Source organism: Ohtaekwangia kribbensis (assembly GCF_042676245.1).
Classification (GTDB): domain Bacteria; phylum Bacteroidota; class Bacteroidia; order Cytophagales; family Cyclobacteriaceae; genus Ohtaekwangia; species Ohtaekwangia kribbensis.
This window is the reverse complement of the sequence record NZ_JBHTKA010000008.1, coordinates 294,078-317,305: the sequence shown is the minus strand read 5'-3', so window position 1 is coordinate 317,305 and position 23,228 is coordinate 294,078. Positions and strand designations below refer to the sequence as shown.

22 protein-coding genes are annotated in these 23,228 nt (G+C 43.6%); 17 read left to right on the top strand and 5 right to left on the bottom strand.

The genetic code is table 11. The annotated features are described in order from the left end of the window. Positions 1-21: 21 nt before the first annotated feature. The 7 genes from ACFQ21_RS22250 to ACFQ21_RS22220 all read left to right on the top strand — a co-directional run bounded on the left by ACFQ21_RS22250 (position 22) and on the right by ACFQ21_RS22220 (position 8,131). The gene (locus ACFQ21_RS22250; protein ID WP_377582808.1) at positions 22-507 is read left to right on the top strand and encodes a chemotaxis protein CheW; all 486 of its coding nucleotides are present in this window, start codon (positions 22-24) and stop codon (positions 505-507) included. Between the two features lie 7 nt (positions 508-514). Then, on the top strand, positions 515-2,659 hold the full coding sequence (locus ACFQ21_RS22245) for a HAMP domain-containing methyl-accepting chemotaxis protein (RefSeq protein ID WP_377582806.1): 2,145 nt from the start codon (positions 515-517) through the stop codon (positions 2,657-2,659). 101 nt (positions 2,660-2,760) lie between these two features. Continuing rightward, positions 2,761-3,624: a CheR family methyltransferase gene (locus ACFQ21_RS22240; protein WP_377582804.1), complete on the top strand. Its 864-nt coding sequence runs from the start codon at positions 2,761-2,763 to the stop codon at positions 3,622-3,624. Next, positions 3,611-4,117, top strand: a complete 507-nt coding sequence (locus tag ACFQ21_RS22235) for a chemotaxis protein CheD (RefSeq protein ID WP_377582802.1) — start codon at positions 3,611-3,613, stop codon at positions 4,115-4,117. The genes ACFQ21_RS22240 and ACFQ21_RS22235 overlap by 14 nt, the downstream gene beginning before the upstream one ends. A gap of 517 nt (positions 4,118-4,634) precedes the next feature. After that, complete coding sequence (locus ACFQ21_RS22230) at positions 4,635-5,048, top strand: hypothetical protein (protein ID WP_377582800.1); 414 nt, start codon at positions 4,635-4,637, stop codon at positions 5,046-5,048. A gap of 126 nt (positions 5,049-5,174) precedes the next feature. After that, positions 5,175-5,504 (top strand): PadR family transcriptional regulator, encoded by a 330-nt coding sequence (locus tag ACFQ21_RS22225; protein WP_377582798.1) that lies wholly within the window; start codon positions 5,175-5,177, stop codon positions 5,502-5,504. Further along, complete coding sequence (locus ACFQ21_RS22220) at positions 5,501-8,131, top strand: ABC transporter permease (RefSeq protein WP_377582796.1); 2,631 nt, start codon at positions 5,501-5,503, stop codon at positions 8,129-8,131. The genes ACFQ21_RS22225 and ACFQ21_RS22220 overlap by 4 nt, the downstream gene beginning before the upstream one ends. 24 nt (positions 8,132-8,155) lie before the next feature. Here the strand turns inward: ACFQ21_RS22220 and ACFQ21_RS22215 are convergent, their stop codons facing one another. Together ACFQ21_RS22215 and ACFQ21_RS22210 are read right to left on the bottom strand one after the other, a co-directional pair. Beyond that, complete coding sequence (locus ACFQ21_RS22215) at positions 8,156-8,941, bottom strand: sulfite exporter TauE/SafE family protein (RefSeq protein WP_377582794.1); 786 nt, start codon at positions 8,939-8,941, stop codon at positions 8,156-8,158. Between the two features lie 129 nt (positions 8,942-9,070). Next, positions 9,071-9,754, bottom strand: a complete 684-nt coding sequence (locus ACFQ21_RS22210) for a septal ring lytic transglycosylase RlpA family protein (protein WP_377582792.1) — start codon at positions 9,752-9,754, stop codon at positions 9,071-9,073. Between the two features lie 173 nt (positions 9,755-9,927). Here ACFQ21_RS22210 and guaB point away from each other — a divergent pair, with 173 nt between their 5' ends. From guaB to ACFQ21_RS22165, 9 genes are all read left to right on the top strand, one after another. Further along, positions 9,928-11,400 (top strand): IMP dehydrogenase, encoded by a 1,473-nt coding sequence (gene guaB, locus ACFQ21_RS22205; RefSeq protein WP_377582790.1) that lies wholly within the window; start codon positions 9,928-9,930, stop codon positions 11,398-11,400. 127 nt (positions 11,401-11,527) lie between these two features. Beyond that, positions 11,528-13,591, top strand: coding sequence for a GAF domain-containing SpoIIE family protein phosphatase (locus tag ACFQ21_RS22200; RefSeq protein ID WP_377582788.1), 2,064 nt, complete (start codon positions 11,528-11,530; stop codon positions 13,589-13,591). A gap of 120 nt (positions 13,592-13,711) precedes the next feature. Further along, the gene (locus ACFQ21_RS22195; RefSeq protein ID WP_377582786.1) at positions 13,712-14,050 is read left to right on the top strand and encodes an STAS domain-containing protein; all 339 of its coding nucleotides are present in this window, start codon (positions 13,712-13,714) and stop codon (positions 14,048-14,050) included. Continuing rightward, positions 14,047-14,466, top strand: a complete 420-nt coding sequence (locus tag ACFQ21_RS22190) for an ATP-binding protein (RefSeq protein WP_377582784.1) — start codon at positions 14,047-14,049, stop codon at positions 14,464-14,466. Before ACFQ21_RS22195 ends, ACFQ21_RS22190 begins: the two co-directional genes overlap by 4 nt. 22 nt (positions 14,467-14,488) lie before the next feature. Further along, positions 14,489-16,456 carry a peptidylprolyl isomerase gene (locus tag ACFQ21_RS22185; RefSeq protein ID WP_377582782.1) on the top strand — a complete coding sequence of 656 codons (1,968 nt, stop codon included), beginning with the start codon at positions 14,489-14,491 and terminating at the stop codon, positions 16,454-16,456. Between the two features lie 112 nt (positions 16,457-16,568). Beyond that, on the top strand, positions 16,569-17,378 hold the full coding sequence (locus ACFQ21_RS22180) for a peptidyl-prolyl cis-trans isomerase (RefSeq protein ID WP_377582780.1): 810 nt from the start codon (positions 16,569-16,571) through the stop codon (positions 17,376-17,378). A gap of 1 nt (position 17,379) precedes the next feature. Further along, a complete protein-coding gene (locus ACFQ21_RS22175) occupies positions 17,380-18,741 on the top strand; it encodes a peptidylprolyl isomerase (protein ID WP_377582778.1) in 1,362 nt (453 codons plus the stop codon). Further along, positions 18,741-19,706, top strand: a complete 966-nt coding sequence (locus ACFQ21_RS22170; protein WP_377582776.1) for an AAA family ATPase — start codon at positions 18,741-18,743, stop codon at positions 19,704-19,706. The genes ACFQ21_RS22175 and ACFQ21_RS22170 overlap by 1 nt, the downstream gene beginning before the upstream one ends. 47 nt (positions 19,707-19,753) lie before the next feature. Next, positions 19,754-20,485 carry an FKBP-type peptidyl-prolyl cis-trans isomerase gene (locus tag ACFQ21_RS22165; RefSeq protein ID WP_377582774.1) on the top strand — a complete coding sequence of 244 codons (732 nt, stop codon included), beginning with the start codon at positions 19,754-19,756 and terminating at the stop codon, positions 20,483-20,485. A gap of 6 nt (positions 20,486-20,491) precedes the next feature. On the opposite strand, the gene ACFQ21_RS22160 is transcribed toward ACFQ21_RS22165, so the two are convergent. Continuing rightward, complete coding sequence (locus ACFQ21_RS22160; protein ID WP_377582772.1) at positions 20,492-20,782, bottom strand: DUF1330 domain-containing protein; 291 nt, start codon at positions 20,780-20,782, stop codon at positions 20,492-20,494. Positions 20,783-20,907: 125 nt separating this feature from the next. Between ACFQ21_RS22160 and ACFQ21_RS22155 the strand changes: the two genes are divergently transcribed. Then, on the top strand, positions 20,908-21,126 hold the full coding sequence (locus ACFQ21_RS22155; protein WP_377582770.1) for a hypothetical protein: 219 nt from the start codon (positions 20,908-20,910) through the stop codon (positions 21,124-21,126). A 55-nt stretch (positions 21,127-21,181) separates the two neighbouring features. On the opposite strand, the gene ACFQ21_RS22150 is transcribed toward ACFQ21_RS22155, so the two are convergent. Next, complete coding sequence (locus tag ACFQ21_RS22150; RefSeq protein ID WP_377582768.1) at positions 21,182-22,348, bottom strand: FAD-dependent oxidoreductase; 1,167 nt, start codon at positions 22,346-22,348, stop codon at positions 21,182-21,184. A 31-nt stretch (positions 22,349-22,379) separates the two neighbouring features. Next, entirely contained in the window at positions 22,380-23,147 is a 768-nt protein-coding gene (locus ACFQ21_RS22145; protein ID WP_377582766.1) for a helix-turn-helix domain-containing protein, read from the bottom strand. Between the last annotated feature and the right edge of the window lie 81 nt (positions 23,148-23,228).

The following is a 23,228-nucleotide window of genomic DNA, read 5'->3' as shown; positions in this document are numbered from 1 at the left end:
CAAATACCTATACCTATGCCCATGACCGAGTCCTTATCGAATGCTTACCTCACGTTCTTGCTGAATGATGAGAAGTTTGCTGTACACATTAACAGTGTGCAGGAGATTGTTGAATTAAATCTATTCACAAAAGTACCTAATACACCAGACTATATGCTGGGTATTATTAACCTGCGCGGCAAAGTATTGCCTTTGCTGGACACACGCCTGAAACTTGGCTTGCAACCCTCCGAGCGTAACAGCAGAAATCGCGTGCTGATACTCGATATAAAAGATGGCGAAGAGCGAACAACACAGATCGGCGCTATCGTGGATGTAGCAAAAGAAGTTGTCACGATCGAACCGGATAAAATACAGAAGCCAACAGATCACGATGTATACAAGCGCTCAACGCCCGTTACAGGCATTGTTAATTACCAGGGCGATATAACATTGATCATCGATATCAATAAAGTATTTGCCTCGGAAGATGTTAATGTACTAGTCAATTCTGAATCTGTAATGTAATCTGACTATGCTGAACAAAATGACAATTCGTAACAAGCTCATTATGGCATTTGCCGCGCTTGTTTCTTTGATGATCGTTATATTCATCATTGCCTATTTGCGCATCAGTATGGTAAGCGATCGCATCAACGCCATGATGAATGGTACCGTGGTACAGCAGGTAAGTATAACCCGCATACGTCAATATACCGGTAACATTATACGCGACCAGAAGAAAATCATTATCGAAACAGATGCGCAACGGATCAGCGATCTGGCAGAACAACTGGATGCGAGCGAAAAGACAATTGATAAGGACCTGGTTACGATACAAACATTGAGCTCTGGCGAGCTGCTGGCTATAGCACAGCAAATTGCAGTAAAGCTCGAGTCGATGATGAAAGTATCGAAAGACATCGTTCGGCTTGCCACCGAGAATAGTGAAGTTCTGGCTTCCGAGAAATCGTTTAACGAGGGTTATGCAGAATTCTCAAAAGCTATAGCTACGCTGGATGAGTTGAATAAGTATATATCTGACTCAGGAACCAAAGAACAGCTTACAGCGGTATCACGGGTAAAGAATGATCTTACAGCACTTTACAACCAGGAGAAAAATCTTTTACTCGCATCAACCGATGCGACCCGTCAGGAAGTGCGCGATGAAACCGTTACGATAGAAAATGATCTGGAGTTAGCCGTTACGCAATTGAGTCGCACGGTATCCGGAGAATCACTTTTGCTGATTGAGCGTTACGCCCGCCAGTATGCATCCTTCTATGTTGTACATCGCGAGGTAATGGAGCTTGCTTTTAGGAGTACAAATGCAAAAGCACTGGCACTGTCAAACGGACAAGCCGATGTTGTTGCCGTTGATGTTGCCAAAACCGTGGATAGTTATCTCGACAGAATAAATATACAGTTAGCGAAGGAACGTGAAGAAACCAACGAGATGTATAGCAGTGCCATGCGCATTATGGTATCCATCATCTTTCTGGCCATTGTAATAAGCTTACTGATGGGGATGTGGTTGTTACGCGGCATCATGGGCTCATTGAACGATGCCACCGATGTTGTGAAAAAAATATCCGCGGGCGATTTTTCAGTGGATGTAAAAGTTACTACCGAAGATGAGATTGGGGTGATGCTGAAACAGTTTCAGCAAATGGTGGAAAAGCTGCGCAGCTCAGTAAGTATAGCGAAGCGTGTTTCTAAAGGAGATCTGATGATTGACTTTGAAGCCGAGAAACAACGTGGTGGCGAGTTAGACGATGCTTTGGAGCAAATGGTAAAGAACCTGCGCGAAATTGTAGTCACTATATATAACGGAGCTGACAATGTAACAGCAGCGAGTCACCAGGTGGCATCAGCATCGCAGCAGATGTCGCGCGGAGCACAGGAGCAGGCCAGCGCGACAGAAGAAGTTTCGTCATCGATGGAACAGATGGCCGCGAATATTTTACAGAATACAGATAACTCGCGTGAGACGGAGAAGATAGCCAGCAAGGCGTTGAAAGATATACAGGCCAGTAGTGAGTCCGTTGCAGAAGCGGTGGAAGCCATTACGGTTATTGCCGATAAGATTGTGATCATTGAGGAGATCGCATCCAAAACAGATCTTCTCGCACTCAATGCGGCTGTAGAGGCTGCACGTGCCGGTGAACATGGTAAAGGCTTTGCTGTTGTTGCTGCTGAAGTGCGAAAACTAGCAGAGCGCAGCCAGCGTGCTGCCGCTGAAATTACTGATATATCTGCGCGAACCGTGAAGCAGGCCAGAGAGTCAAAAGAACTGTTGAGCAGCACACTGCCTGATATAAACAGAACGGCAGAACTTGTACAGGAGATAGCCGCTGCCAGTGTCGAGCAGAACCAGGGATCAACGCAAGTGAACAAGGCAATTCAGCAGCTATCACATGTTACACAAGGTAACGCTTCTGCTGCTGAAGAAATGTCTTCAAATGCAGAAGAGTTGAACTCACAGGCAGAAGAGCTCAAAGCTGCTATCAGTTATTTCCGGGTTGATTACCGCGGACGTAAAAGTATAGCACGCTCGGGCACGAATAGGAAAACTGAAACCTCGCGCTATCCGGCAACTGCTTCTGCTCATAACAATCACGATGGTCTTGATCTGAAACTTGACGATGTGATAAACGATAATGATTTTACGGAGTTTTGATTTAGAAATCATCCACGGGTTGCTTCGGGCATGTGGAGTTGAATGATTGAGATGAAGAGAGCCTATACCAACCTGTGGATGATAACATTTAAGTATATCTTATGAATAATGTTGAGCCGGCAACCATTCTTCAGATGGATAAGGAAAGTTTTGTGCGACTGAGTACGTACATAACGGATGTATACGGTATAAAACTGCCACCCGTAAAAAAGGCAATGCTCGAAAGTCGCCTCGGAAAAAAGGTGAAGCAGTTGGGTATGAACAGCTACAAAGAATTCTTAGACTATATCTTCAGCGACCAGGGAAAGAAAAAAGAATTGCTTAACGTTGTTGACCTTGTTACTACCAACAAAACAGATTTTCTCCGCGAGCCCTTGCATTTCCAGTTTTTGTCAGATGTGTTGTTGCCGGGTTATGTGCGTAAAGCCGGATTGAAGAGTATAAAAATTTGGTCTGCCGCATGTTCTACAGGTGAAGAACCTTATTCGCTTGTAATGGCACTCGAGGAATTCAAAAGACGAAATATAGGTTTTGACTATACGCTGACCGCGAGCGATATTTCAATACGCGCCATACAGACAGCCCATCGTGGTATATATGCACTTGATCGCATTGAAACGATTCCAGTAGAATGGAAGCGAACATACTTTTTGAAAAGTAAAGATAACACCCGCAAACTCGTACGCGTTAAACCTGCCTTCCGAAGCAAAATTTCATACAAACGAATTAATCTTGTTAGTGATGCGTATGGCGTGGCGCATGAAAGCATGGATATAATTTTCTGCCGCAATGTGCTTATATACTTTGACAAGACAACACAGGAGCAGGTGATTCGAAGACTCACAGCATGCCTGAAACCTGGTGGAATTTTATTACTCGGTCATAGCGAGTCTACCATGGGAATGGATGTGTCGCTAAAACAAATAAAGCCAACGATCTATCAGCGTCCGTATGCCTCCGCTTAAGCGCTATTTTATTACCAACGGACAATTTCTGATTACTACAGTTGCTGCCGAAATATATACTGTGCTGGGGTCATGTGTTTCGGTTTGCCTGTGGGATAAGCAAAAGAAAATGGGAGGCATGAATCATTATTTGATGCCTGGAGCCTTGGAAAATCGCTCCGGAGATCCGGACCTTGGTTACTCCTCTACATCCATGTTAATACGCTCCATGTTAAATCGCGGAGCCAGTATAGAAAATTTAGAAGCCAAGATTTTTGGCGGATGTAATTCATGGGCTTCCGATCAGACTATATTTTCTGTGGGCCTGCGAAATGTAGCGGTAGCAGATCAGTTATTAAATAATGCCGGTATACAAATTACGGCACGCCACACCGGTGGCTACAGCGGAAGAAAAATAGTCTTTAATACAGGCACTGGTAAAGTAAAGATGTATGTGCTCTCTAAATCCGCAGCAGAAGTAAATGAAGCTATTTATAAGGGCTTTGGTTACTGATGTACAATAAAAAAAGGAAGGCTATTAACCTCCCCTTTTCCTTGGGCTAAAACATGCGAATCAAAACAACGGAATATCTTGTCTTAAATCACTCCGTTGGAGTTCAAATAAGTTGTAGTAACTTATTTTTGCAAATATAACCATAGTACGTTATGTTACTAACAATCGCAGTGCTTTGTTTCGGGTGATGTCTTTTCTACACTTTATGATTTGCTGCGAAAACGTAAAGAGTGTATACAAAAATGTTACAGCTATACTCAATATTACATGTCTCTGAAGCCCGTTGATCACAACATTTAGACACGTTTACGCTAGGGACAATTGTTTTTAACAGTCAAATTTTTTGCTCAGTAAATCAACAAAAGTACATGCGTCACATTTCGTTTCAGCGATTTTTTCTGAAGCGTTGTTGAGTCCATCCCAATATGAGATGCTTCGTGATGAAGATGAGAAGTGTTTTAATTACGAATGCCTGTACACGCGTGTAAAATGATGTTTACCTCCTGAGGTATAGCGTTTGGACTATACCCCTGCACAGTTGAAAGGAGGGACGATACAAATGATCTATAAAAAACTGGCAGACATCCCCATTGATATACTTTGGCGTTACCGCGAATTTAAACGAGATGAAGCTCCGGTGCCTTTTCTTCCTTTTGTAGAAACTCACAACGTGGAGGATGTAACACGTTACATCCAACAGCACGGGCTTACTCCGCTTGAACTTACCATTATAAAAAACAAAGCATTGCTTACCGATGGAAATCATCGCATAGTAGCCGCCAAACGGTTGGGCTATACTACCGTGCCCGTTCAAATCGTTATGAATTTCGGCACAGGAGTAAATATGTTTTACGAGCATACGCTAAACAGATTCAAACCAATTGATACGGAACTGGAAAAGCACTTGCGAAAAGCTTTCTTCACATCATAAATCTATTAACAGACAACGAAAAACGCCGTTTCAATTAATCCTGATATTCTTTTTTTGTTATTTTATCTGAAAAGTAGAAACATATTGTTCACTTTTACAGTATATATACAACAACCTTAATTTTTCATGAAAGGATATATAGGCGAATTTGAAGAGCTCGTGCTGTTAACCGTGGCAAGCCTGGCAGAAGATGCGTATGGCGTAACGATTAAAGAAGCTATTGAAAAACGAACCGATCGCAGTATAAGTATGGGCGCACTTCACTCTACGATTACGCGCCTGGAAGAGAAGGGCTATCTTAAATCATGGCTGGGCGAACCAACACAGGAACGTGGCGGAAGGCGCAAGCGCTACTTTGAAGTAACACAGCAAGGCAAAGTAGAACTGCATAATATAAAAGCGTTGCGCGATGAGTTGTGGAAATTGTCCAAATCAACATTATCACTTGCTAAATGAACCGCCTGAACAAACCACCCAAGCTGACAGAGAAGTTTTTCAGCTGGTACTGTCACTCATCAGCGATGGAAGATCTTCATGGCGATCTTGAAGAACTCTTTTATAGCGATTTGGAAAATATGTCTGCAAGGCGAGCCCGTTGGCGTTATCGGCAGCGTGTAGTCTCTCTGTTGTTTTCGTATGCAGTAAAAAAACGAAGGCAGAAAGCATCGTATCATCACTATTCATTTACCTCTTATCACCCCGCTATGTTAAAAAATTACTTTCTCATTGCCACACGAAACCTGGCGAAGCATAAACTCTTCACCATTATTAACGCGCTTGGTCTCGCAGTAGGTATGTCTATCGGCTTATTGCTGATAGCACTGCTCGCATTTCTGTGGCGCTATGATACCTTTCATGTTAATAAAGACAGAATATATCGCGTTATATCACATACCAATGATAAACGCAGCACGCGTCCGTTTGCAACGACACCTGCACCGGTAGCACAGGCCTTGCGCGATGGCTTTACCGGTGTTGAAGAAGTAGTGCGTATAAATTCATCATTGGAAGGCGAAGCAAACTATAAAGGAAAAGATATACCACTTCAGGGATATTATACCGAGCCAAATTTTCTGCGTGTGTTTACATTTCCGATTGTGAAAGGAAATATAGCTTCGGTACTTGCAAAGCCCAATAGCATGATTATGACGGAAACAGCGGCTGCGAAAATGTTTGGCGATGAAGACCCGGTTGGAAAAGTTATTGAAATGCAGGGACATGATTTCGAGATCACCGGTGTGCTGAAAGATCATCCGAAAAATTCGCACATGCAGTTTGAAGTGCTGGCTTCGTATCAAACTTTATTACAGCAAGAGAGCGCATCCGGAAAAACTATTAACTCTTGGTTCGATCCGACTGATTCGTATGTATACTTACTCCTTCCGCCTCAGCATGATATACCGGCCATTGAAAATTATATCAACAAAGTGTCCGCCCCTATATATGCACAATCGAAAGACTTCAAGGCGCAGTTTGAACTGCAGGCACTCCATGATATTGCTCCCGGCCCAGACATGCGTTACTCGATCGGCCCGGAGTGGGACTATGCTTCACTGGGGGTTTTTATTTTCCTGGTGATATTAATTCTGTTGCCGGCCTGTTTCAACTACGCCAATATTTCTATTTCAAGAGCCTTAAGGAGAATGAAAGAGATAGGCTTGCGTAAAACCATGGGCGGACAACGCAGTCAGATTTTTGCGCAGTTTGTTGTAGAGGCAATGGTGATTACCATGATTGCGCTCGTTATGTCGTACTATATATTTTATGTTGTTCGTTTCGAATTTGTAAACATGCTGGTGGATTCAAGTGCCGTAGATCTTACACCGGACCTCACCACTGTGATTTACTTTGTTGGCTTTGCCATTTTTGTCGGATTCATCGCGGGTATTGTTCCCGCTATATATTTCGCCAAGCTAACACCGGTGCAGGCATTAAAAACGCAGCCTGTCAGCAAAGGATTTACCGCTATAAATTTCAGAAAAGTGTTGATTGTTTCGCAGTTTGCCTTGTCGCTGGGGTTTATCATGAGCGTTGTGATCGTCTTCAATCAGTACCGGCAAACTCTCAATCATAATTTTGGATTTGACCAGGAAAATATACTGGATGTTGAACTGCAAGGTACCGATCCGCAGATATTCCGGAATGAATTTGCAAAGTTACCGGCAGCGCAATCTATATCCATGTCATCGGGCATTATGGGAACAGGTGGTGTGGAAAGTATATGGATAAAAGAAAAGAATTTCATAGACACACTGGAAGTATACCAGATGTTTGTGGATGAGAAATATATCACAAACCTGAACCTCACCTTACTCGCAGGTAATAATTTTTCTGACGATGCAGCGCGCAATAAAAAACACATTATCATCAATGAAGAATTTTTGAAGACACTGAAATCAACTAACGCTGCCGATGCTTTAGGACAAGTTGTAGTGTTAACCGGTGGTGAAGAATTTACAGTGGTTGGTGTTCTGAAAAATTTCCACTATACATCGCTGCGTGACCCGATTCGAAGTTTCTTCTTTCGGTATGATCCATCACGTTTTGCGTATGCCAATATAAAAATGATAACGACTGACGCATTCAGTTCCATTTCAGAAATGGAGGCAAGCTGGAAGACATTTGCCGGTGAGAAAAAGTTTATGGCGAAGTTCTTTGATGACGAGATCAGCGATGCATACTCTTCTTACTTTGGAATGATTAAGATCTGCGGCTTCCTGGGTTTATTGGCTATCACGATTTCATGTCTTGGTTTATTGGGCATGGTAGTGTTCACAGTAGAGAATCGCATAAAGGAAATTGGTGTTCGTAAGGTAATGGGAGCATCGGCCTCCAGCGTAATTGTGCTGCTCTCGAAAGATTTTATGAAGCTGATGCTGATCGCTGCGATCATTGCTATACCAATAACATACTTGTTCTTTGAAAAGGTATATCTGAACCTGCAGTATTATCATGCAGATATAGGAGTGCTTGATATAGCGGTGAGCTTGTTTATTATGCTATCGCTGGGTGTTGTAACGATACTGTCGCAAACGGTGCGCGCAGCGAAAGCTAATCCGGTAGACTCGTTACGCCACGAATAATGGATAGGGCCGGGAGATATAGTATCACATCATGATCTCCCGGATCAATATCCAACAGCCCATCGCCAGTACAAACCAGCCGAACGCCTTTCGAAGTTTAAAAGATGATATAGATCCCGAAAGCTTGTTACCGATAAGAATACCCACAATCGCGAGTGAAGTAATGGAGAGCAGGAATGACCAATCCATCGTATAATTCAATACATCTCCCAGAAAACCCATCAGCGAATTGATCGCGATAATAAACAACGATGTGCCTACAGCTGTTTTAAAAGGAAGCCCGGTGAGTAACACGAGAGCCGGTATGATAAGAAACCCTCCGCCTGCGCCTACCAATCCCGTTAGGAAACCAATAAGTATACCTTCAATGAAAAGGAGTGCTTTACGGTTGCGATCATCTTCGCGCTGAATTTCCTTCTTATTGCGGATCATCGATACCGAAGCGAGTATCATTAAGATGGCAAAGAGACTTAACAGTAAAACGCGTTTGGTGATGATAATTGAGTCCGATTGATATAGTATATCGGGCATGGAAGGTACAATCCACTTGCGCGTAACAAATATGCTGATGATGGATGGAATGCCGAAGAGGAGCCCCGTGCGTATATTTACCAGGTGCTCCTTGTACTTGGGCACAGCACCAACAAAACTGGTTATACCCACAATAAAAAGAGAGTAAGCAGATGCCATCACAGCATCGATGTGAAAGAGGTAAACCAGGATCGGAATGGATAAAATAGAACCTCCCCCGCCCAGCAATCCTAAAATTAATCCGATACAAACGGACGCTATATATCCAATGATCTCCATAAAAAAGATCTATAGTCTGCGGTTGGTGGTATCTGCAGACTATAGACCTTGCAAAGGAAAACTTATTTCTGCCTAAAAAGAACTTGTCGAGTTAATCGCTAGAGGTTAGCAGGTATATAAAGTGCTTGATCAGAGTCGGTTATACTCCACGATAAAGGCATCCGGAAATTTAATACGCAGCTCTTCGCGGAACTCTTCTGCTTTGGGGCGTGAGCTGAATTTACCCAGTATCAATCCGTAGTACTTCACACCGTTGATAACCTTTACCTGAACGGTAACTTGTTTCTTGTAAGAGTTCTTCAGGTTGTCAGACAAACGCATCAGGTTTACAAGTTCCTGGTATGTGCCGATCTGAACACCATATCCTTTCGGTGTATAGCGTGTGATCTCGAACTCGTAGAACTCTTTTTCTTCAACCATAACATGATCGATCGGTCGACCCGGGTCGCTGGTTTTACCATCACCGGCATCTATAATTTCAATCTTAACATCGGCCACGCCCAGATTTACAAAACCGAGTTCTTCGGCAGCCGCTTTGGATAGGTCGATGATGCGACCTTCAACCCACGGACCGCGGTCGTTAATTTTTACTTCTACAGATTTATTGTTGGCAAGATTAGTAACGCGCACTTTGGTTCCGAACGGCAGACTTTTATGAGCACCGGTAAATTTATTGTGACGATACTTCTCGCCACTGGCCGTTGTAACGCCATCAAACTTATCCGCATAGAAGGATGCCTTACCTGTTTGTACCTGAGCAAATGAAACAATGAATAAAAAAAAGAGGGAAAGGGTAAAGAATATTCTTCTCATAAATATTGGTTTAGCGCGTCAAAAATAAATGAGCACTGCCAATTATCGGCAATAAATATCGGCAGAATGAATATCTGAAAAGAAATATTGACCACTTTACATTCCTTGTTAGTGAATTATATAATTAAAGTATACCTTTGCCCGGCAAATAATGAATCCTAATATTATTTGCCATGCCGCTCGATAATTCAAAATTCCTTTTCGAGGCGCTCACATACGATGACGTGCTTCTTGTTCCTGCGTATTCAGATGTCCTTCCACGCGAAACTTCTACTACCAGCTTTTTAACCAACAACATCAAGTTGAACATTCCGATTGTTTCTGCCGCCATGGATACGGTAACAGAAGCAGACCTTGCTATCAGTATAGCACTGGAGGGCGGCCTCGGGTTCATTCATAAAAACATGAAGATTGAACAGCAGGCTGAGCAGGTTCGTAAAGTAAAACGCTCGCAGAGCGGTCTTATACTCGATCCGATCACCCTGGAAATTCATTCAACCGTTCGCGATGCCGAAAAAATTATGCGTGAGTATCGCATAGGTGGTATTCCTGTAGTGGACCAAAACGGCAAGCTGGTGGGTATCATCACCAACCGCGACCTGCGCTTCCAGAAAGATATGGATGCCTCGGTAGAGAAGATCATGACAAAAGAAAATCTGATCACAGCTTCCGAAGGCATCACACTCGATCAGGCTGAAGGAACACTGAAGCGCTATAAAATTGAAAAGCTTCCCATCGTTAATAAGAAAGGTAAACTTACCGGCCTTATCACCTTCAAAGACATTCAGAAGAAGAAAAATAAACCCAATGCCTGTCACGATCAGTTTGGCAGATTGCGTGTAGGGGCTGCCGTTGGTGTTACACCCGATATACTCGATCGTATTGAGGCCCTGAGAGTAGCTGGAGTAGATGTGATCAGCATCGATACAGCTCATGGTCATTCAAAAGGTGTAATGGATGCAGCGAAACGTGTAAAGAAAAAATATCCTGAGCTCGACCTCATCGTAGGAAATATAGCGACAGGTGAAGCCGCCAAAGCACTTGCCAAGATCGGTGCCAGTGCCGTAAAGGTTGGTGTTGGTCCCGGAAGTATATGTACAACCCGCGTTGTAGCCGGTGTTGGTTTACCACAGCTTAGCGCTGTATACGAAGCTGCAAAAGCAGCAAAAGGTTCTGATATGAAGATCATTGCCGATGGTGGTATACGTTTCTCAGGCGATGTAGTGAAAGCTATAGCTGCCGGTGCGGATAGCGTAATGGTTGGTTCACTGCTTGCCGGAACAGAAGAAGCTCCCGGAGAAGTAATTATATACGAAGGAAGAAAATTCAAGTCTTATCGTGGTATGGGCTCACTCGAAGCGATGGAAGACGGATCGAAAGATCGTTATTTCCAGGATGTAGAAGACGACATCAAGAAACTTGTTCCCGAAGGTATATCCGGTCGTGTTCCCTATAAAGGACTTGTATCAGAAGTACTGTATCAGTTAGTAGGAGGTTTGAAGGCAGGCATGGGATACTGTGGCGCCAAGAACATTGAAAAGCTGAAACAGGCCAAGTTTGTGAAGATTACTTCAGCCGGTGTTGTAGAGAGTCATCCTCACGATGTTAGCATTACCCGCGAAGCTCCTAATTACAGCCGTAAGTAGGAACCCGGGCAGTGCTAAAAAATTGCACAGGAAGACGAACGCAGAACATTGTTATTGAGTAAATCTTACCGATTTATTCCTATAATTGCGGAGCCAATCATAGCTTGATTGGCTTTTTTTATCCGCAATGCGTACAAAGGCCATTACCCGATTGCTTTTTCTGGTGGGTGTTATCACCTGGCTGGCCTTGCTGTTTACAGACATTTCTATTGTTTTCAGTGCTTCGAGCAGCAACATCCGGCAGGAACTGCCCGTGTGGCTGCCCGGAGTTATTCTGAATCTGTATATACTTTCTGTTTTCTACTACTTCAAGCTCAAGATTGAGCGTGACGATGTACTGAACTTTGTAGACTTGCTGTGGCGTGTATTTGCAACCGGCCTTGTCTTTACGGTAATCTCGCTGGGATTGCGCCTGCTCGAATTTCTGATGGGGAGCACGCGACTCACAACCAATGTTGTTTTCAAAGACCTGCTATACCTGGTGAACCTGGCGTTAATGATCGGGTTCCTGCTCATGGCCTTCACCGCATGGAAGCGTCTTATACTCTATCAAAAATCAAAATGGCTTATACGCTTATGGGCCTTCTTTGAAATAGGTTTACTTCTCTCGTTGCTATATAACACCTTTAACTTTCCGGTGGTGGAGTGGCTATATGCTACTCTGCTCAGCGTATTTGTTGTAGTGGGCCTGGTACTTTCCGGAAATATGAAGTGGGTTGCGTACCTGAACTTCCGGCAAAAGTGGACGAGTCTTTTACTCTTGCTGCTTACCATTTTTTACCTGCTATATCTCTTCTATACCAACAGCGCGCTGGCAGAAAGTATAGGCAACACAGTACCTCACTTCACCGATTATCGCAATCACATTTTTGTTCTCTCGCTTATTGTATTCGTCACCATCTATAGCACGTTTTCGTTCCTCGTTATTTTGTTCAACCTCCCTACAACATCGGTGTTTGAGCAGAAACTGGAGGAGGTTGTAAACTTTCAACGCATCAGTCAGTCGATACAGACGGAGCAGAGTGAAGAGAGCGTATACAATATATTGCTGGAGACATCCGTCAGTACAGTATTCGCGGATGCTGCGTGGCTGGAGGTGAACAGCCGGCAATTGAACTATAAACTCTTTACCTATAAGATCACCGATAAAGAAGCTCACGACATCATCACACACCTGAAGACTCACAACGTAAAAGGTGTGCTGGAGCAGAGCAGTGATAAAACCAAGAACCTGTCGAAGCACCTGGCCTCGTTAAAAGGCTCGCGCTTCCGTTCCATACTCGCCTTCCCTATTTATGTAAAGGGCGAAAACATTGGAACGTTAGCATTGTTGAAGGAGTTACCCGAAGGTTTCAATAAGGAGATGACCAAGATCGTTTCCACGTTTGCAAACCAGGCGGGAATTTCTATCGAGAATTTCCGGTTAATGGAGGAAGCGCTGCAGAACGAACGCTATAAGGAGGAGCTGAAGATCGCCAAAACGGTTCAGAAAAGTTTGCTCCCCGATGTTCTGGAGAAAGACGATGACTTCGAAGTTGCAGCGTTCTCTGAATCTGCCGATGAAGTAGGAGGCGATTATTACGATACGATCCGCATCAACGATCACCAGGTATCACTCATCATCGCCGATGTGTCCGGAAAAGGAACCACCGCAGCTTTCCACATGTCGCAGATGAAAGGGATTTTCCACAGCCTGGCACAGGAAGACGTAGAACCCGATACATTCATGGTGCGCTCTAACCAGGCGTTGGTATACTGCCTGGAACGCGGCTCTTTTATATCAGCGATATACTTTGTTATCAATAGCCAGACAAAGAAGATACGCTATGCGCGTGCCGGCCATTGCCCGGTACTATATTTCTGTGCCGACAAAGAGAAGGCTATATATTTTAAAGATAAAGGTATTGCCCTGGGTATGGTGCGTAACAAGAGTTACAAGAACTTTATTCAGGCCAATGAATTTGAGTATAAAGCGGGTGATGTAATGGTACTATATACCGATGGCATTACCGAAGCAAAGGATGCGAAGGGTGAAGAGTTTGGATACGAACGCCTGGAAAGTGTAGTGGATGAAGTGCGATCACTTGGTCCGAAAGAGATACAGGATCACCTCATAAAGAAACTATATGAGTTTACAGGAACTGAAAACATCAATGACGACTATACAACCATGATCGTAAAGTTCAGGTGATAGATTGTTGAAGTGATTAAGAATTAACACAGGTAAAAAAAGTAGCAGTAGTTCCTTTTTGTGAAAAAAGAAGCTGCTGCGAAGGAGTGAACATAAAAAATAAAAAAACGTTAAAACCCTATGATCCACATCAAGAGAATGCAGGAAGACGGAGCAGATGTCATTGCCCTGATTGGTGAAATTGACGCCAGTTCTTCCATAGAGCTTGACTTGGCTATTGCCAAAAGTGTGGGAGAAGGATTTACGAAGATCCTTGTGGACTGCGGAGCGCTCGAATATATTTCGTCTGCCGGATTGGGAGTATTTATGTCGTATATCGAAGAGTTCAAAGACCGTGACATACGCATGGTGTTGTTCGGTATGAGCGAGCGGGTAGCCAATACGTTTAATATTCTCGGGTTAAACGAGCTGCTCCAGATTGGAAAAGATAAGGTAGAGGCAAAGCAAATGGTAGCATGAACTACACGTATAAAGTTGGATGCAGCATTGAAAATCTGAAGGGCGTACGCGACTTCATTCGCGAGTCACTGAAGAATCATGGTGTTGCTGATATGCAGATCAGCGAGATTGTGCTGGCCATTGATGAGATGTGCTCAAACCTGATGATACATTCGCATCACTGCAATCCGGATGATTTGTTTGAGCTGCATATACTCGTAGATAAAAATAATCCTGTGGTTTTTGAAATTGTAGACGATGGAACTGTTTTCGATATAAATCAATTTCACGAGCCTGCTATAGATAACATTGTTCACCAGAAACGTAAAGGCGGCCTCGGTATCCGGTTGGTAAAATCAATTATGGATAAAATTGAATATCAAAAACGAAGTGGCCGTAACGTATGTCGTCTTATTAAAGCCGTTCACTATCAGTAATTTTTTCAACACCAGTAAACCTATGATGATTCGATTGGCAATCCTGGTGCTGCTTGGCAGCGCAACAATCTCTTTCAGCTTTGCTCAAAGCAAAAAACAAAAATCAACTCCCACGCAAAACCTGTTTACAGTAAATAAAAAAGCTGTAACAACAGATGAGTTTATATACCTCTATAAAAAGAATCATCAGAATAAAACAGAAGATTTCACGAGTGCAAAAATACAGGAGTACCTCGATCTCTTCATTAACTTCAAGCTAAAGGTAGAAGAAGCAAAGGCACGTGGATTGGACACCACGCAGGCTTTCATACGCGAATTCAATCAGTATAAAGAAGAACTACGCAAGCCGTATTTACCGGATACAAAACTTACCGATAGCCTTGTTCGCCTCACCTACAACCGCATGAAGGAAGAAGTAAAGGCTTCGCATATACTCATCAACCTAAAGCCCGATGCATCTCCGGAAGATACTTTGAAAGCCTATAACCGGATCATTGAGATCAGAAATAAAATCAAGGGCGGAGAAGATTTCGGAATGGCTGCTTCCCAGTTTTCAGAAGATCCTTCAGCACGCAGTAATAATGGCAACCTGGGATACTTTACCGCCATGCAAATGGTATATCCATTTGAGACAGCAGCCTATAACACCAGGGTTGGAGAAATATCCATGCCAGTGCGATCACGCTTCGGCTACCATATTATTTACGTTGCTGACCGCAGACCCGCCCGCGGTGAAGTGGAAGTCTCACACATCATGGTCCGCACAGGCGATGATAAAGACAATGAAAAAGCAAAGAATACTATATTCGATCTCTACGATCAACTACAAGGCGGAGTAAAATGGGAAGAGCTTTGCAAACAATATTCAGAAGATCCGGGCTCAAAAGATAATGGTGGCAGACTTCGCCAGTTTGGAACAGGCGCTATGGCAAATATACCCGAGTTTGAACGCATAGCGTTTTCACTTAACAAGCCCGGAGAAATATCCGATCCGTTTCAGACACAATTCGGTTGGCACATCATCAGACTCGAACGTAAAATCCCGTTAGCGCCTTTTGAAGAATTAAATACTTCGCTGAAGAGTCGCGTTAACCGGGATGAACGCACACAAGTTTCCAAACAGGCATTGGGTGCTAAACTCCGTAAAGAATTTCAATATACAGAAGTGCCACTGGTGAAATCAAAAGTGCTGGCGTTGGCCGATACATCCATCAAAAGAGGAAAATGGAAAGCTCCGGTATATCCGAATGAGCAAAAAGAAATTCTTTTCACGTTGACGGATAAAAAATATACCGTTCAGGAATTTTTGCGCTATGCACAGAAGAATCAGAAATCAACCTCACAAACTCCTGAAAAGTATTTAGAGGAACTCTACAACCATTTTGTAGATGTAAGCATCCTAGCGTTGCAGGAAGAAAAAATTATGCGCGAACATCCGGATTATAACTATCTGTTGCAGGAATACTATGAAGGTATCCTGTTGTTCGACATCATGGAGAAAGAGGTGTGGAATAAGGCTTCCGCAGATTCGGTAGGGCAACATCGCTATTACGATGCTCACGTAAACAACTACCAGGCTGGTGAGCGTGCCCAGGCTTCATTTTACTTTACGGCATCCAACGCGTTTGTGGCGAAATTGAAGCCACTGTTGCAGGCCGGAGATGAAAAGGGAATCAATGAATTTGTAACACAGAATAAACTGAAAACCGAAACAGGTTACTACAAGAAGGAAGAAAAAACGATTCTTCAGAAGGTTCCGTGGGTGACTGGCGTGCATTCAGCGGAAAATAACGGAATGTATTACCTTGCGTGGATCAGGAATATACTGCCACCCGGTGCTATGTCGTTTGAGGAAGCAAGACCTGCAGTCATCTCCGATTATCAGACCTATCTGGAGAAAAACTGGGTTGAGCAATTGAAGAAGAAATACTCCGTGAAAGTGAATGAAAAAGGGAAAAAGTACATATTTCAAAACCTTCAACAGAAGTAATATACATTTCAAGCAATCATTATTTGCCGCTTTTCCTTTTCAAAGCAAAAAGGAACCACTCCTGTTTTGTCTGTTGACTGCCGTTGCACTGTCAGGGTGCGACTTCATCAAAATGAAAAAAGACAGTTCAGACAGTGAAGCCAATCGCCAGCCCATTGCCCGCGTTGAAAATACATACCTGTATAAAGACGAACTCGATGGAATTATAGCACCCGGCACTACCAAACGTGATAGTACCGTGCGTGTGGAGGCTTATATCAACAGTTGGATTCGCAAGCAATTACTGATTCGCGAAGCATCGCGCAAGATCGATATTAACGAAGCCGATGTGGAGCGGAAGATCCTGGACTACCGCTATAGTATCATCGCACACGAATATCAGAATTACTACATCAAGCAACACCTGGATACGATTATCTCCAACGCGGAAGTTGAACGGTATTACAAAGACAACATCGATAACTTCATTCTGAAGCAGAACATTGTACAGGCTACTTTCATCAAGGTTCCGAAAAATGCTCCCCGTACGGCCAAGATCAAAGAGCTGATCTTTTCAAAACGTGAGAAAGACGAAAAAGAACTGAAGTCGTATTGCCTCAGTTTTTCATCGGCCTACCACATTTCCGATTCGAGCTGGATGATTTTTGACGACCTGGTTCGCAATTCCCCTCTGGTGGAAATACCGAATAAAATCCAGTTTTTAAAATCAAACCCGTATTACGAAACCTCAGACGATAGCTATCTTTACTTTTTAAAAGTAGACCAGTATCGTATTTCGGATAACGTGAGTCCGCAGGAATTTGTGAAAGACGATATCCGGAACATCATTCTGAACAAGCGTAAAGTAGAGCTTGCCGACAAGCTGGAAGATGAAGTATATAACAACGGGGCAGACCAAAAGGAATTCGAGATTTTTAAGTGATATGAAGCATATAATAAAATATATAGCATTGGTGTTTGCATTCGGAGCAATAGTTCCGGCAGCATCAGCGCAAGACCCGGAAGCAGCAGGCACTGGCTTTGTAGTAGACGAGATTATATCTAAGGTAGATAATTACATTGTTCTGAAATCTGACCTGGAGCGTGCCTACCAGGATTATCTCACCAACGGAGGTTCAGCTTCACAACAAGTGCGTTGCCAGTATCTCGCGCTGTTGATCCGTAACAAACTGATGATGGCCAAAGCCGAGATGGATTCTGTTGTTGTGCCCGATGCTGATGTAGATCAGTATACGCAACGTAAAATGGACATGATCATCGCGCAGGCGGGTGTATCGCCAGACGAACTGGAAGAACGATACGGTAAAACATTAGAGCAGATCAGACTCGAGATTCGCGACCAGGAACGTGAACAGTTAGTGGTGCGCAAAATGCAGGAAGAGATTACCAAGAGTATAACCGTTACACCTGCTGAGGTGAAACGTTTCTTCCACAAAATTCCGAAAGACAGTTTGCCTTATTTTTCAGCATCAGTAGAGGTAGCACAAATTGTAAAGATTGCAACGGTTAGTGGCGAACAAGAGAATCTTACCAAAGGAGAATTGATTGGTATACGAAACCGGATTTTAAGCGGTGAAGACTTTGCAACCCTCGCGAAAAAGTATTCTGATGATCCAAGTGTAACTTCCAACGGTGGGGATATGGGTTGGTCAGGTCGCGGGCGCATGGTGCCTGAGTACGAAGCGATGGCATTCAAGCTTAAGCCTAACGAAATCTCAATGCCGTTCAAATCACAATTCGGATATCACATCATGCAATTGCTGGAGCGCAGAGGAAACGAGTATCGCTCACGACATATACTGATCTCTCCAAAGCCATCTGAACAAGACATACAAAAAGCTACGCGTTACCTCGACAGCTTGCGTAACCTCATTGTATCCGATAGTATCAAATTCCAGAAAGCAGCAAAAGAATATTCGGATGATGTAGAGACAAAAGGGAATGGCGGATTCTTCAATGATGGTGATGGCGGTATGCGCCTGATGGTTGATGAACTCGACCCGGTTGTATTCTTCAAATTGGACTCGATGGACGTTGGCGGAGTTTCCAAACCGATCACGTATCGTACGGATGAAGGTAAAGATGCTGTGCGTATATTGTACTATAAATCGCGACTGGCGCCACACCAGGCTTCACTGGATGCAGACTGGTCGCGTATACAAGCCGCTACATTGAACGAGAAGAAAGATAAGGTGCTGCAGAAGTGGTTCGATAAAGCAAGGAAAGATGTGTTCATAAGCATCGACCCATCGTATGATTATTGTGGAATTTTAGATGAGCACTAATGACGAAATTTGCATCTGATGTTGACGCAGCCAACGCACTGGCTGGAGCATACAAAAATCTGAAAGCGGAAATTTCCAAAATTGTTATCGGCCAGGAAGAAGTTGTTCGGCAGGTACTCACAGCGATTTTTTGCCAGGGGCATTCGCTGCTCGTAGGTGTACCCGGGCTCGCGAAAACTTTGTTGGTACAAACTATAGCGACATCACTCGATCTCCAGTTCAAGCGTATTCAGTTCACACCAGACCTTATGCCTTCAGATATTGTGGGCGCTGAGACGATGGACAAGGAACGCAATTTCAAATTTGTACGCGGACCTGTATTTGCCAACATCGTATTAGCAGATGAGATAAACCGTACACCTCCTAAAACACAAGCTGCATTACTCGAGTCGATGCAGGAGTATGCCGTAACGATAGCTGGCCAACGTTACGAATTGCCGAAACCATTTTTCGTATTGGCAACACAAAACCCGATCGAACAGGAAGGTACATACCCGCTGCCCGAAGCGCAGCTCGATCGTTTCATGTTTAATATACTCCTCACCTATCCTTCTATTCAGGACGAAGTTACCGTTGTAAAGAATACAACTTCCGATGAAGTTAAAACGGTTAACAAAGTTTTGAATGCAGAAGAAATCTCTTACTTCCAGCACCTGGTGCGCAGAGTGCCGGTGCCTGATAATGTAATTGAATACGCAGTAAACCTTGCCAATAAAACTCGTCCGGGTGTTAACGGAAGCTCTTCGGTATCGAAAGATTACCTGGAGTGGGGTGCAGGCCCGCGCGCTTCTCAGTACCTCGTGCTCGGTGCTAAATGTAATGCGTTGCTCAATGGTAAATATTCTCCTGATATTGAGGATGTGCGCGCAGTAGCCAAACCTGTATTGCGCCATCGCATCGTACGCAACTTCAAAGCCGAAGCCGAAGGTATCAGTGTTGATGATCTGATCACCAAGCTGATCTAGATTACGCAAATCTTTAGTCTCTAATTTTTAACGTATAATTATATCTGATGAAATTATTTGTTTTTTGTTTTTCCATGATCATCACGCTGCCGCTTTTTGCACAGTCGAAGAAAGAGTTGCAGGCAGAGGTAACAAAGCTGAAAGCCGAGATCGAACAATTGAAGAAACCCAAGGATGTTGAATTAACTGATACAGTAAAGAAAGCAAGTTACGGACTGGGTGTATTGGTGGCATCAAACCTTAAATCGCAAGGCGGTGACTCATTGGATGTCGAGGCACTCACCATCGCTATACGCGATGTATACCAGAATAAAACATTAAAGATACAGCAGCAGGATGCCATGATGATTGTGCAGACCTATATGCAACAGGCTGCCGAGAAAAAGAACAGCAAGCTGAAAGAAAGCAGTGCTGCGTTTTTGAAAGAGAATAAAACGAAGGAAGGGGTAATCACTACCGCCAGCGGATTGCAGTATAAAGTGATCACAGCCGGTAAAGGTAAAGCACCGAAAGCTACTGACAACGTAACCGTACACTATGTAGGCAAACTGGTAGACGGCACCGTATTCGATAGCTCGGTAGAGCGTGGTCAGCCTGTAACGTTCGGTGTAAACGAAGTGATTTCCGGTTGGACCGAAGCATTACAGTTGATGCACGAAGGCGACAAGTGGTTGCTATATATACCACAAGAGCTTGGCTATGGCGACCGCGGTGCCGGTGGACAAATTCCTCCGTATGCTACATTGATCTTCGAAGTTGAACTGATCAAAGTAAATTAAGATATACTATAAACAGCCCTCGGCCAGTATTAACTGCGTATGAGAGGCTGCCTGCCGCAAGGCTTTTGCAGGAGCGTAGGTGTCGGATGACCACCACGCTCTTGCTTTTTCTGCCGAGGGAAATTCCAGTATAACAAGTCTTCCTGGCTTCCAATCTCCTTCCAGCGTTTCTGTTGCGCCACCGCGCACAATAAATCTGCCTTCATACGGCACAAGCGAAGCTGGTGTTAATTTCTTATAGTCTTCGTACAAAGCAGGGTCTGTAATGGTGATGTCTACGATAATATAGGCTTTCATAATTATTAGATATTGAGCTAAATGTACAGAAAACTCATTGCGATGTTTTGACGCCTATAATATTTAACTTTGCAACAACCAGTCCCGGCATTGTTTTTTAGTTTTCAATAATAAATCTTAATACCATGAGCCAGGCATTTGTTCGCGAAAATGATGATATGTGGTTGCATGACGTTCCGCCAACGCTCAATGCACTGCTTGTTTTCCTTACCCAGGAAAACGGAGGAATTCGAGTATACGAATTGAAAAATTATACCGACAATGCTGGTAAGCAGGTTCACGAAATGAGCAATGGGCTGTCGTACTCAAAAGACGAACAAGGCAAATGGCAGGTTGTTGTCTGACTTGCTACCGGTAGTTGCTAATTTTTCAAATCGATACTCTCCAGCTATATATCAACTATAGATTGGGTTGCTCAAGCAGTTGTGTCATAAACGCCATAGCGTTTGATGAATGAAGTATATCTGTTGACTCCAGGGTTACCCCCGCTACCTCAGAAGCTCTCGCCCGCATCTGTTTTTCATAAGCACCAATGGCTGCATGTATAGATGTATAGTTTGTATTCAGAAGACATTCGCTAAGTTCCAACGCATCCAGCATGGCCATATTTACTCCTTCGCCAGCATAGGGAGGCATAACATGCGCAGCATCACCAAGCATGGTAAGATTCGGCAATGCTTCCCAGGTTTGATCAAGCGGCATGCAGTACTGCGGACGCGGTATAAAATTAGCACTCGCATTCGTGAACAACTCAAGCCATGTAGCATCCCATCCGGCAAACTCTTTTTCAAACCAGGCTGTAACTTGTGTCTTGTCTGCAAAATCTATCTGGCTATCATACCACCAGCGTTCATCAGTTTTACAGCCGGTATAGAATACAAGACTACCATCGCCTTTTGAACTAACAATTAAAGATTTGCTATCTCCCAGGGCAAATATCTTCCCGTTGTTTAGCAGTGCATGCATGCGAGGTGTTGCAGCTTCCGAATTATATACCGCTCCTTCTACTATCGTGATACCCGAGTAAAATGGTTTAACAGATGTAATCAACGGGCGTATTTTTGAATTGGCACCGTCCGCAGCAATTACCAGGTCTGCGGTGACGGATGTTCCGTTCTTAAAACCAATTCGCCATCCATCTTCTTCAGTATTTATTGATATCACGTGACTGTCCCACACAACGGTGTGGCTACGCAACGAATCCAGTAGTAGCTTGCGCAGCGGCCCCCGATCGATTTCCGGGCGATAGGCAGCATCATCAAACGTACGAGATGTCTCATGGCTGTGTTCGTCCAGAATTATAGTTGCGTGTTTATCTAGTATGCGAATCTTATCAGCACCGGGCCGATAATGTAACTTGAATGCGTCCATCAGTCCGGCTTTTGCTAATGCCTTCAAGCCGGATTCTTCGTGTAGGTCTAATGTTGCGCCTTGTACACGTACATGCTCGCTTTCATCGCGCTCATATACTTTTACATCAGCACCATTCATTTGTAATAATCTGGCGAGTGTCAGGCCACCGGGGCCACCGCCTATAATAGCTATTCGCTTGCCCTTAATCAACATATTTAAATAGTTTAGTTATGATGGTGCTAAACTATTTCCCGGGTAAGGTTGAAAATTGTATAAATCGGTCACCACGGTTTTTCTTGAGTTCTTTCGGGATTACACCGGAGAATTTTTTCACATCGCGGATAAAATGTGCCTGATCTGTAAAGTTTTGCTCCGGAAAAAGTTTGCCTTCTTTAATGTGCTCGAACGAAGCTCTGAATCGAAGAATGTTACAGTATGCTTTTAGTGATATACCGAACTGTTGATTGAAATAACGATTTATCTGCCGGCTGCTCCAATTCACTTGCTTCGCCATTTCCTGTATTGCCTGCGCACCCTGCGATGTATAGATGAGATTGAATAGTGTGTGCTTACGTTTATCAACAGCTGCTATATTCAAAGACTTCATACAAGCGGATATTTTAGTACAGAACTGATCGAAGTCGTTCAGATCATCACGAGTCACTCCCCAGAAATCGACCGGTAAATATTGTACGCTGTTGACGAGAGAAGAAATGCGCAGATGGAGCATATATTCGATTGCCAGCAACTTGAAGCTTATGGCAAAGATTCTTGTTCCCGGTGCAATGCTGGTTTGTTCTGCCTTGCTACTCAATCCGGAAAGCGTAACATGAAAATCTTCATTGGCGGAATATGAAAAGAAGATATCAATCCTGCCATCGGGTAAAACTATTACTTCCTTTGCTTTGTCTGCGTGATTAACCAGCATCCAATAACTCTCAACGAAATCTGCCAGTTCTTGGGGTGGCTCGATCAACTTGTATTCAATGGTGTTGTTGTGACTCTGAGACATAGTCTTTCATATATAGTCGAAACAAGCCAATCGATATTTTGTTCACAACAGAACACACAAGTCTCAATGATCTATATACTT

Coding starts and splice junctions, on each gene's coding strand:
- ACFQ21_RS22250 (WP_377582808.1), top strand. CDS start 22: ATGACCGAGTCCTTATCGAATGCTTACCTCACGTTCTTGCTGAATGAT.
- ACFQ21_RS22245 (WP_377582806.1), top strand. CDS start 515: ATGCTGAACAAAATGACAATTCGTAACAAGCTCATTATGGCATTTGCC.
- ACFQ21_RS22240 (WP_377582804.1), top strand. CDS start 2,761: ATGAATAATGTTGAGCCGGCAACCATTCTTCAGATGGATAAGGAAAGT.
- ACFQ21_RS22235 (WP_377582802.1), top strand. CDS start 3,611: ATGCCTCCGCTTAAGCGCTATTTTATTACCAACGGACAATTTCTGATT.
- ACFQ21_RS22225 (WP_377582798.1), top strand. CDS start 5,175: ATGAAAGGATATATAGGCGAATTTGAAGAGCTCGTGCTGTTAACCGTG.
- ACFQ21_RS22220 (WP_377582796.1), top strand. CDS start 5,501: ATGAACCGCCTGAACAAACCACCCAAGCTGACAGAGAAGTTTTTCAGC.
- ACFQ21_RS22215 (WP_377582794.1), bottom strand. CDS start 8,941: ATGGAGATCATTGGATATATAGCGTCCGTTTGTATCGGATTAATTTTA.
- ACFQ21_RS22210 (WP_377582792.1), bottom strand. CDS start 9,754: ATGAGAAGAATATTCTTTACCCTTTCCCTCTTTTTTTTATTCATTGTT.
- guaB (WP_377582790.1), top strand. CDS start 9,928: ATGCCGCTCGATAATTCAAAATTCCTTTTCGAGGCGCTCACATACGAT.
- ACFQ21_RS22200 (WP_377582788.1), top strand. CDS start 11,528: ATGCGTACAAAGGCCATTACCCGATTGCTTTTTCTGGTGGGTGTTATC.
- ACFQ21_RS22195 (WP_377582786.1), top strand. CDS start 13,712: ATGATCCACATCAAGAGAATGCAGGAAGACGGAGCAGATGTCATTGCC.
- ACFQ21_RS22190 (WP_377582784.1), top strand. CDS start 14,047: ATGAACTACACGTATAAAGTTGGATGCAGCATTGAAAATCTGAAGGGC.
- ACFQ21_RS22185 (WP_377582782.1), top strand. CDS start 14,489: ATGATGATTCGATTGGCAATCCTGGTGCTGCTTGGCAGCGCAACAATC.
- ACFQ21_RS22180 (WP_377582780.1), top strand. CDS start 16,569: ATGAAAAAAGACAGTTCAGACAGTGAAGCCAATCGCCAGCCCATTGCC.
- ACFQ21_RS22175 (WP_377582778.1), top strand. CDS start 17,380: ATGAAGCATATAATAAAATATATAGCATTGGTGTTTGCATTCGGAGCA.
- ACFQ21_RS22170 (WP_377582776.1), top strand. CDS start 18,741: ATGACGAAATTTGCATCTGATGTTGACGCAGCCAACGCACTGGCTGGA.
- ACFQ21_RS22165 (WP_377582774.1), top strand. CDS start 19,754: ATGAAATTATTTGTTTTTTGTTTTTCCATGATCATCACGCTGCCGCTT.
- ACFQ21_RS22160 (WP_377582772.1), bottom strand. CDS start 20,782: ATGAAAGCCTATATTATCGTAGACATCACCATTACAGACCCTGCTTTG.
- ACFQ21_RS22155 (WP_377582770.1), top strand. CDS start 20,908: ATGAGCCAGGCATTTGTTCGCGAAAATGATGATATGTGGTTGCATGAC.
- ACFQ21_RS22150 (WP_377582768.1), bottom strand. CDS start 22,348: ATGTTGATTAAGGGCAAGCGAATAGCTATTATAGGCGGTGGCCCCGGT.
- ACFQ21_RS22145 (WP_377582766.1), bottom strand. CDS start 23,147: ATGTCTCAGAGTCACAACAACACCATTGAATACAAGTTGATCGAGCCA.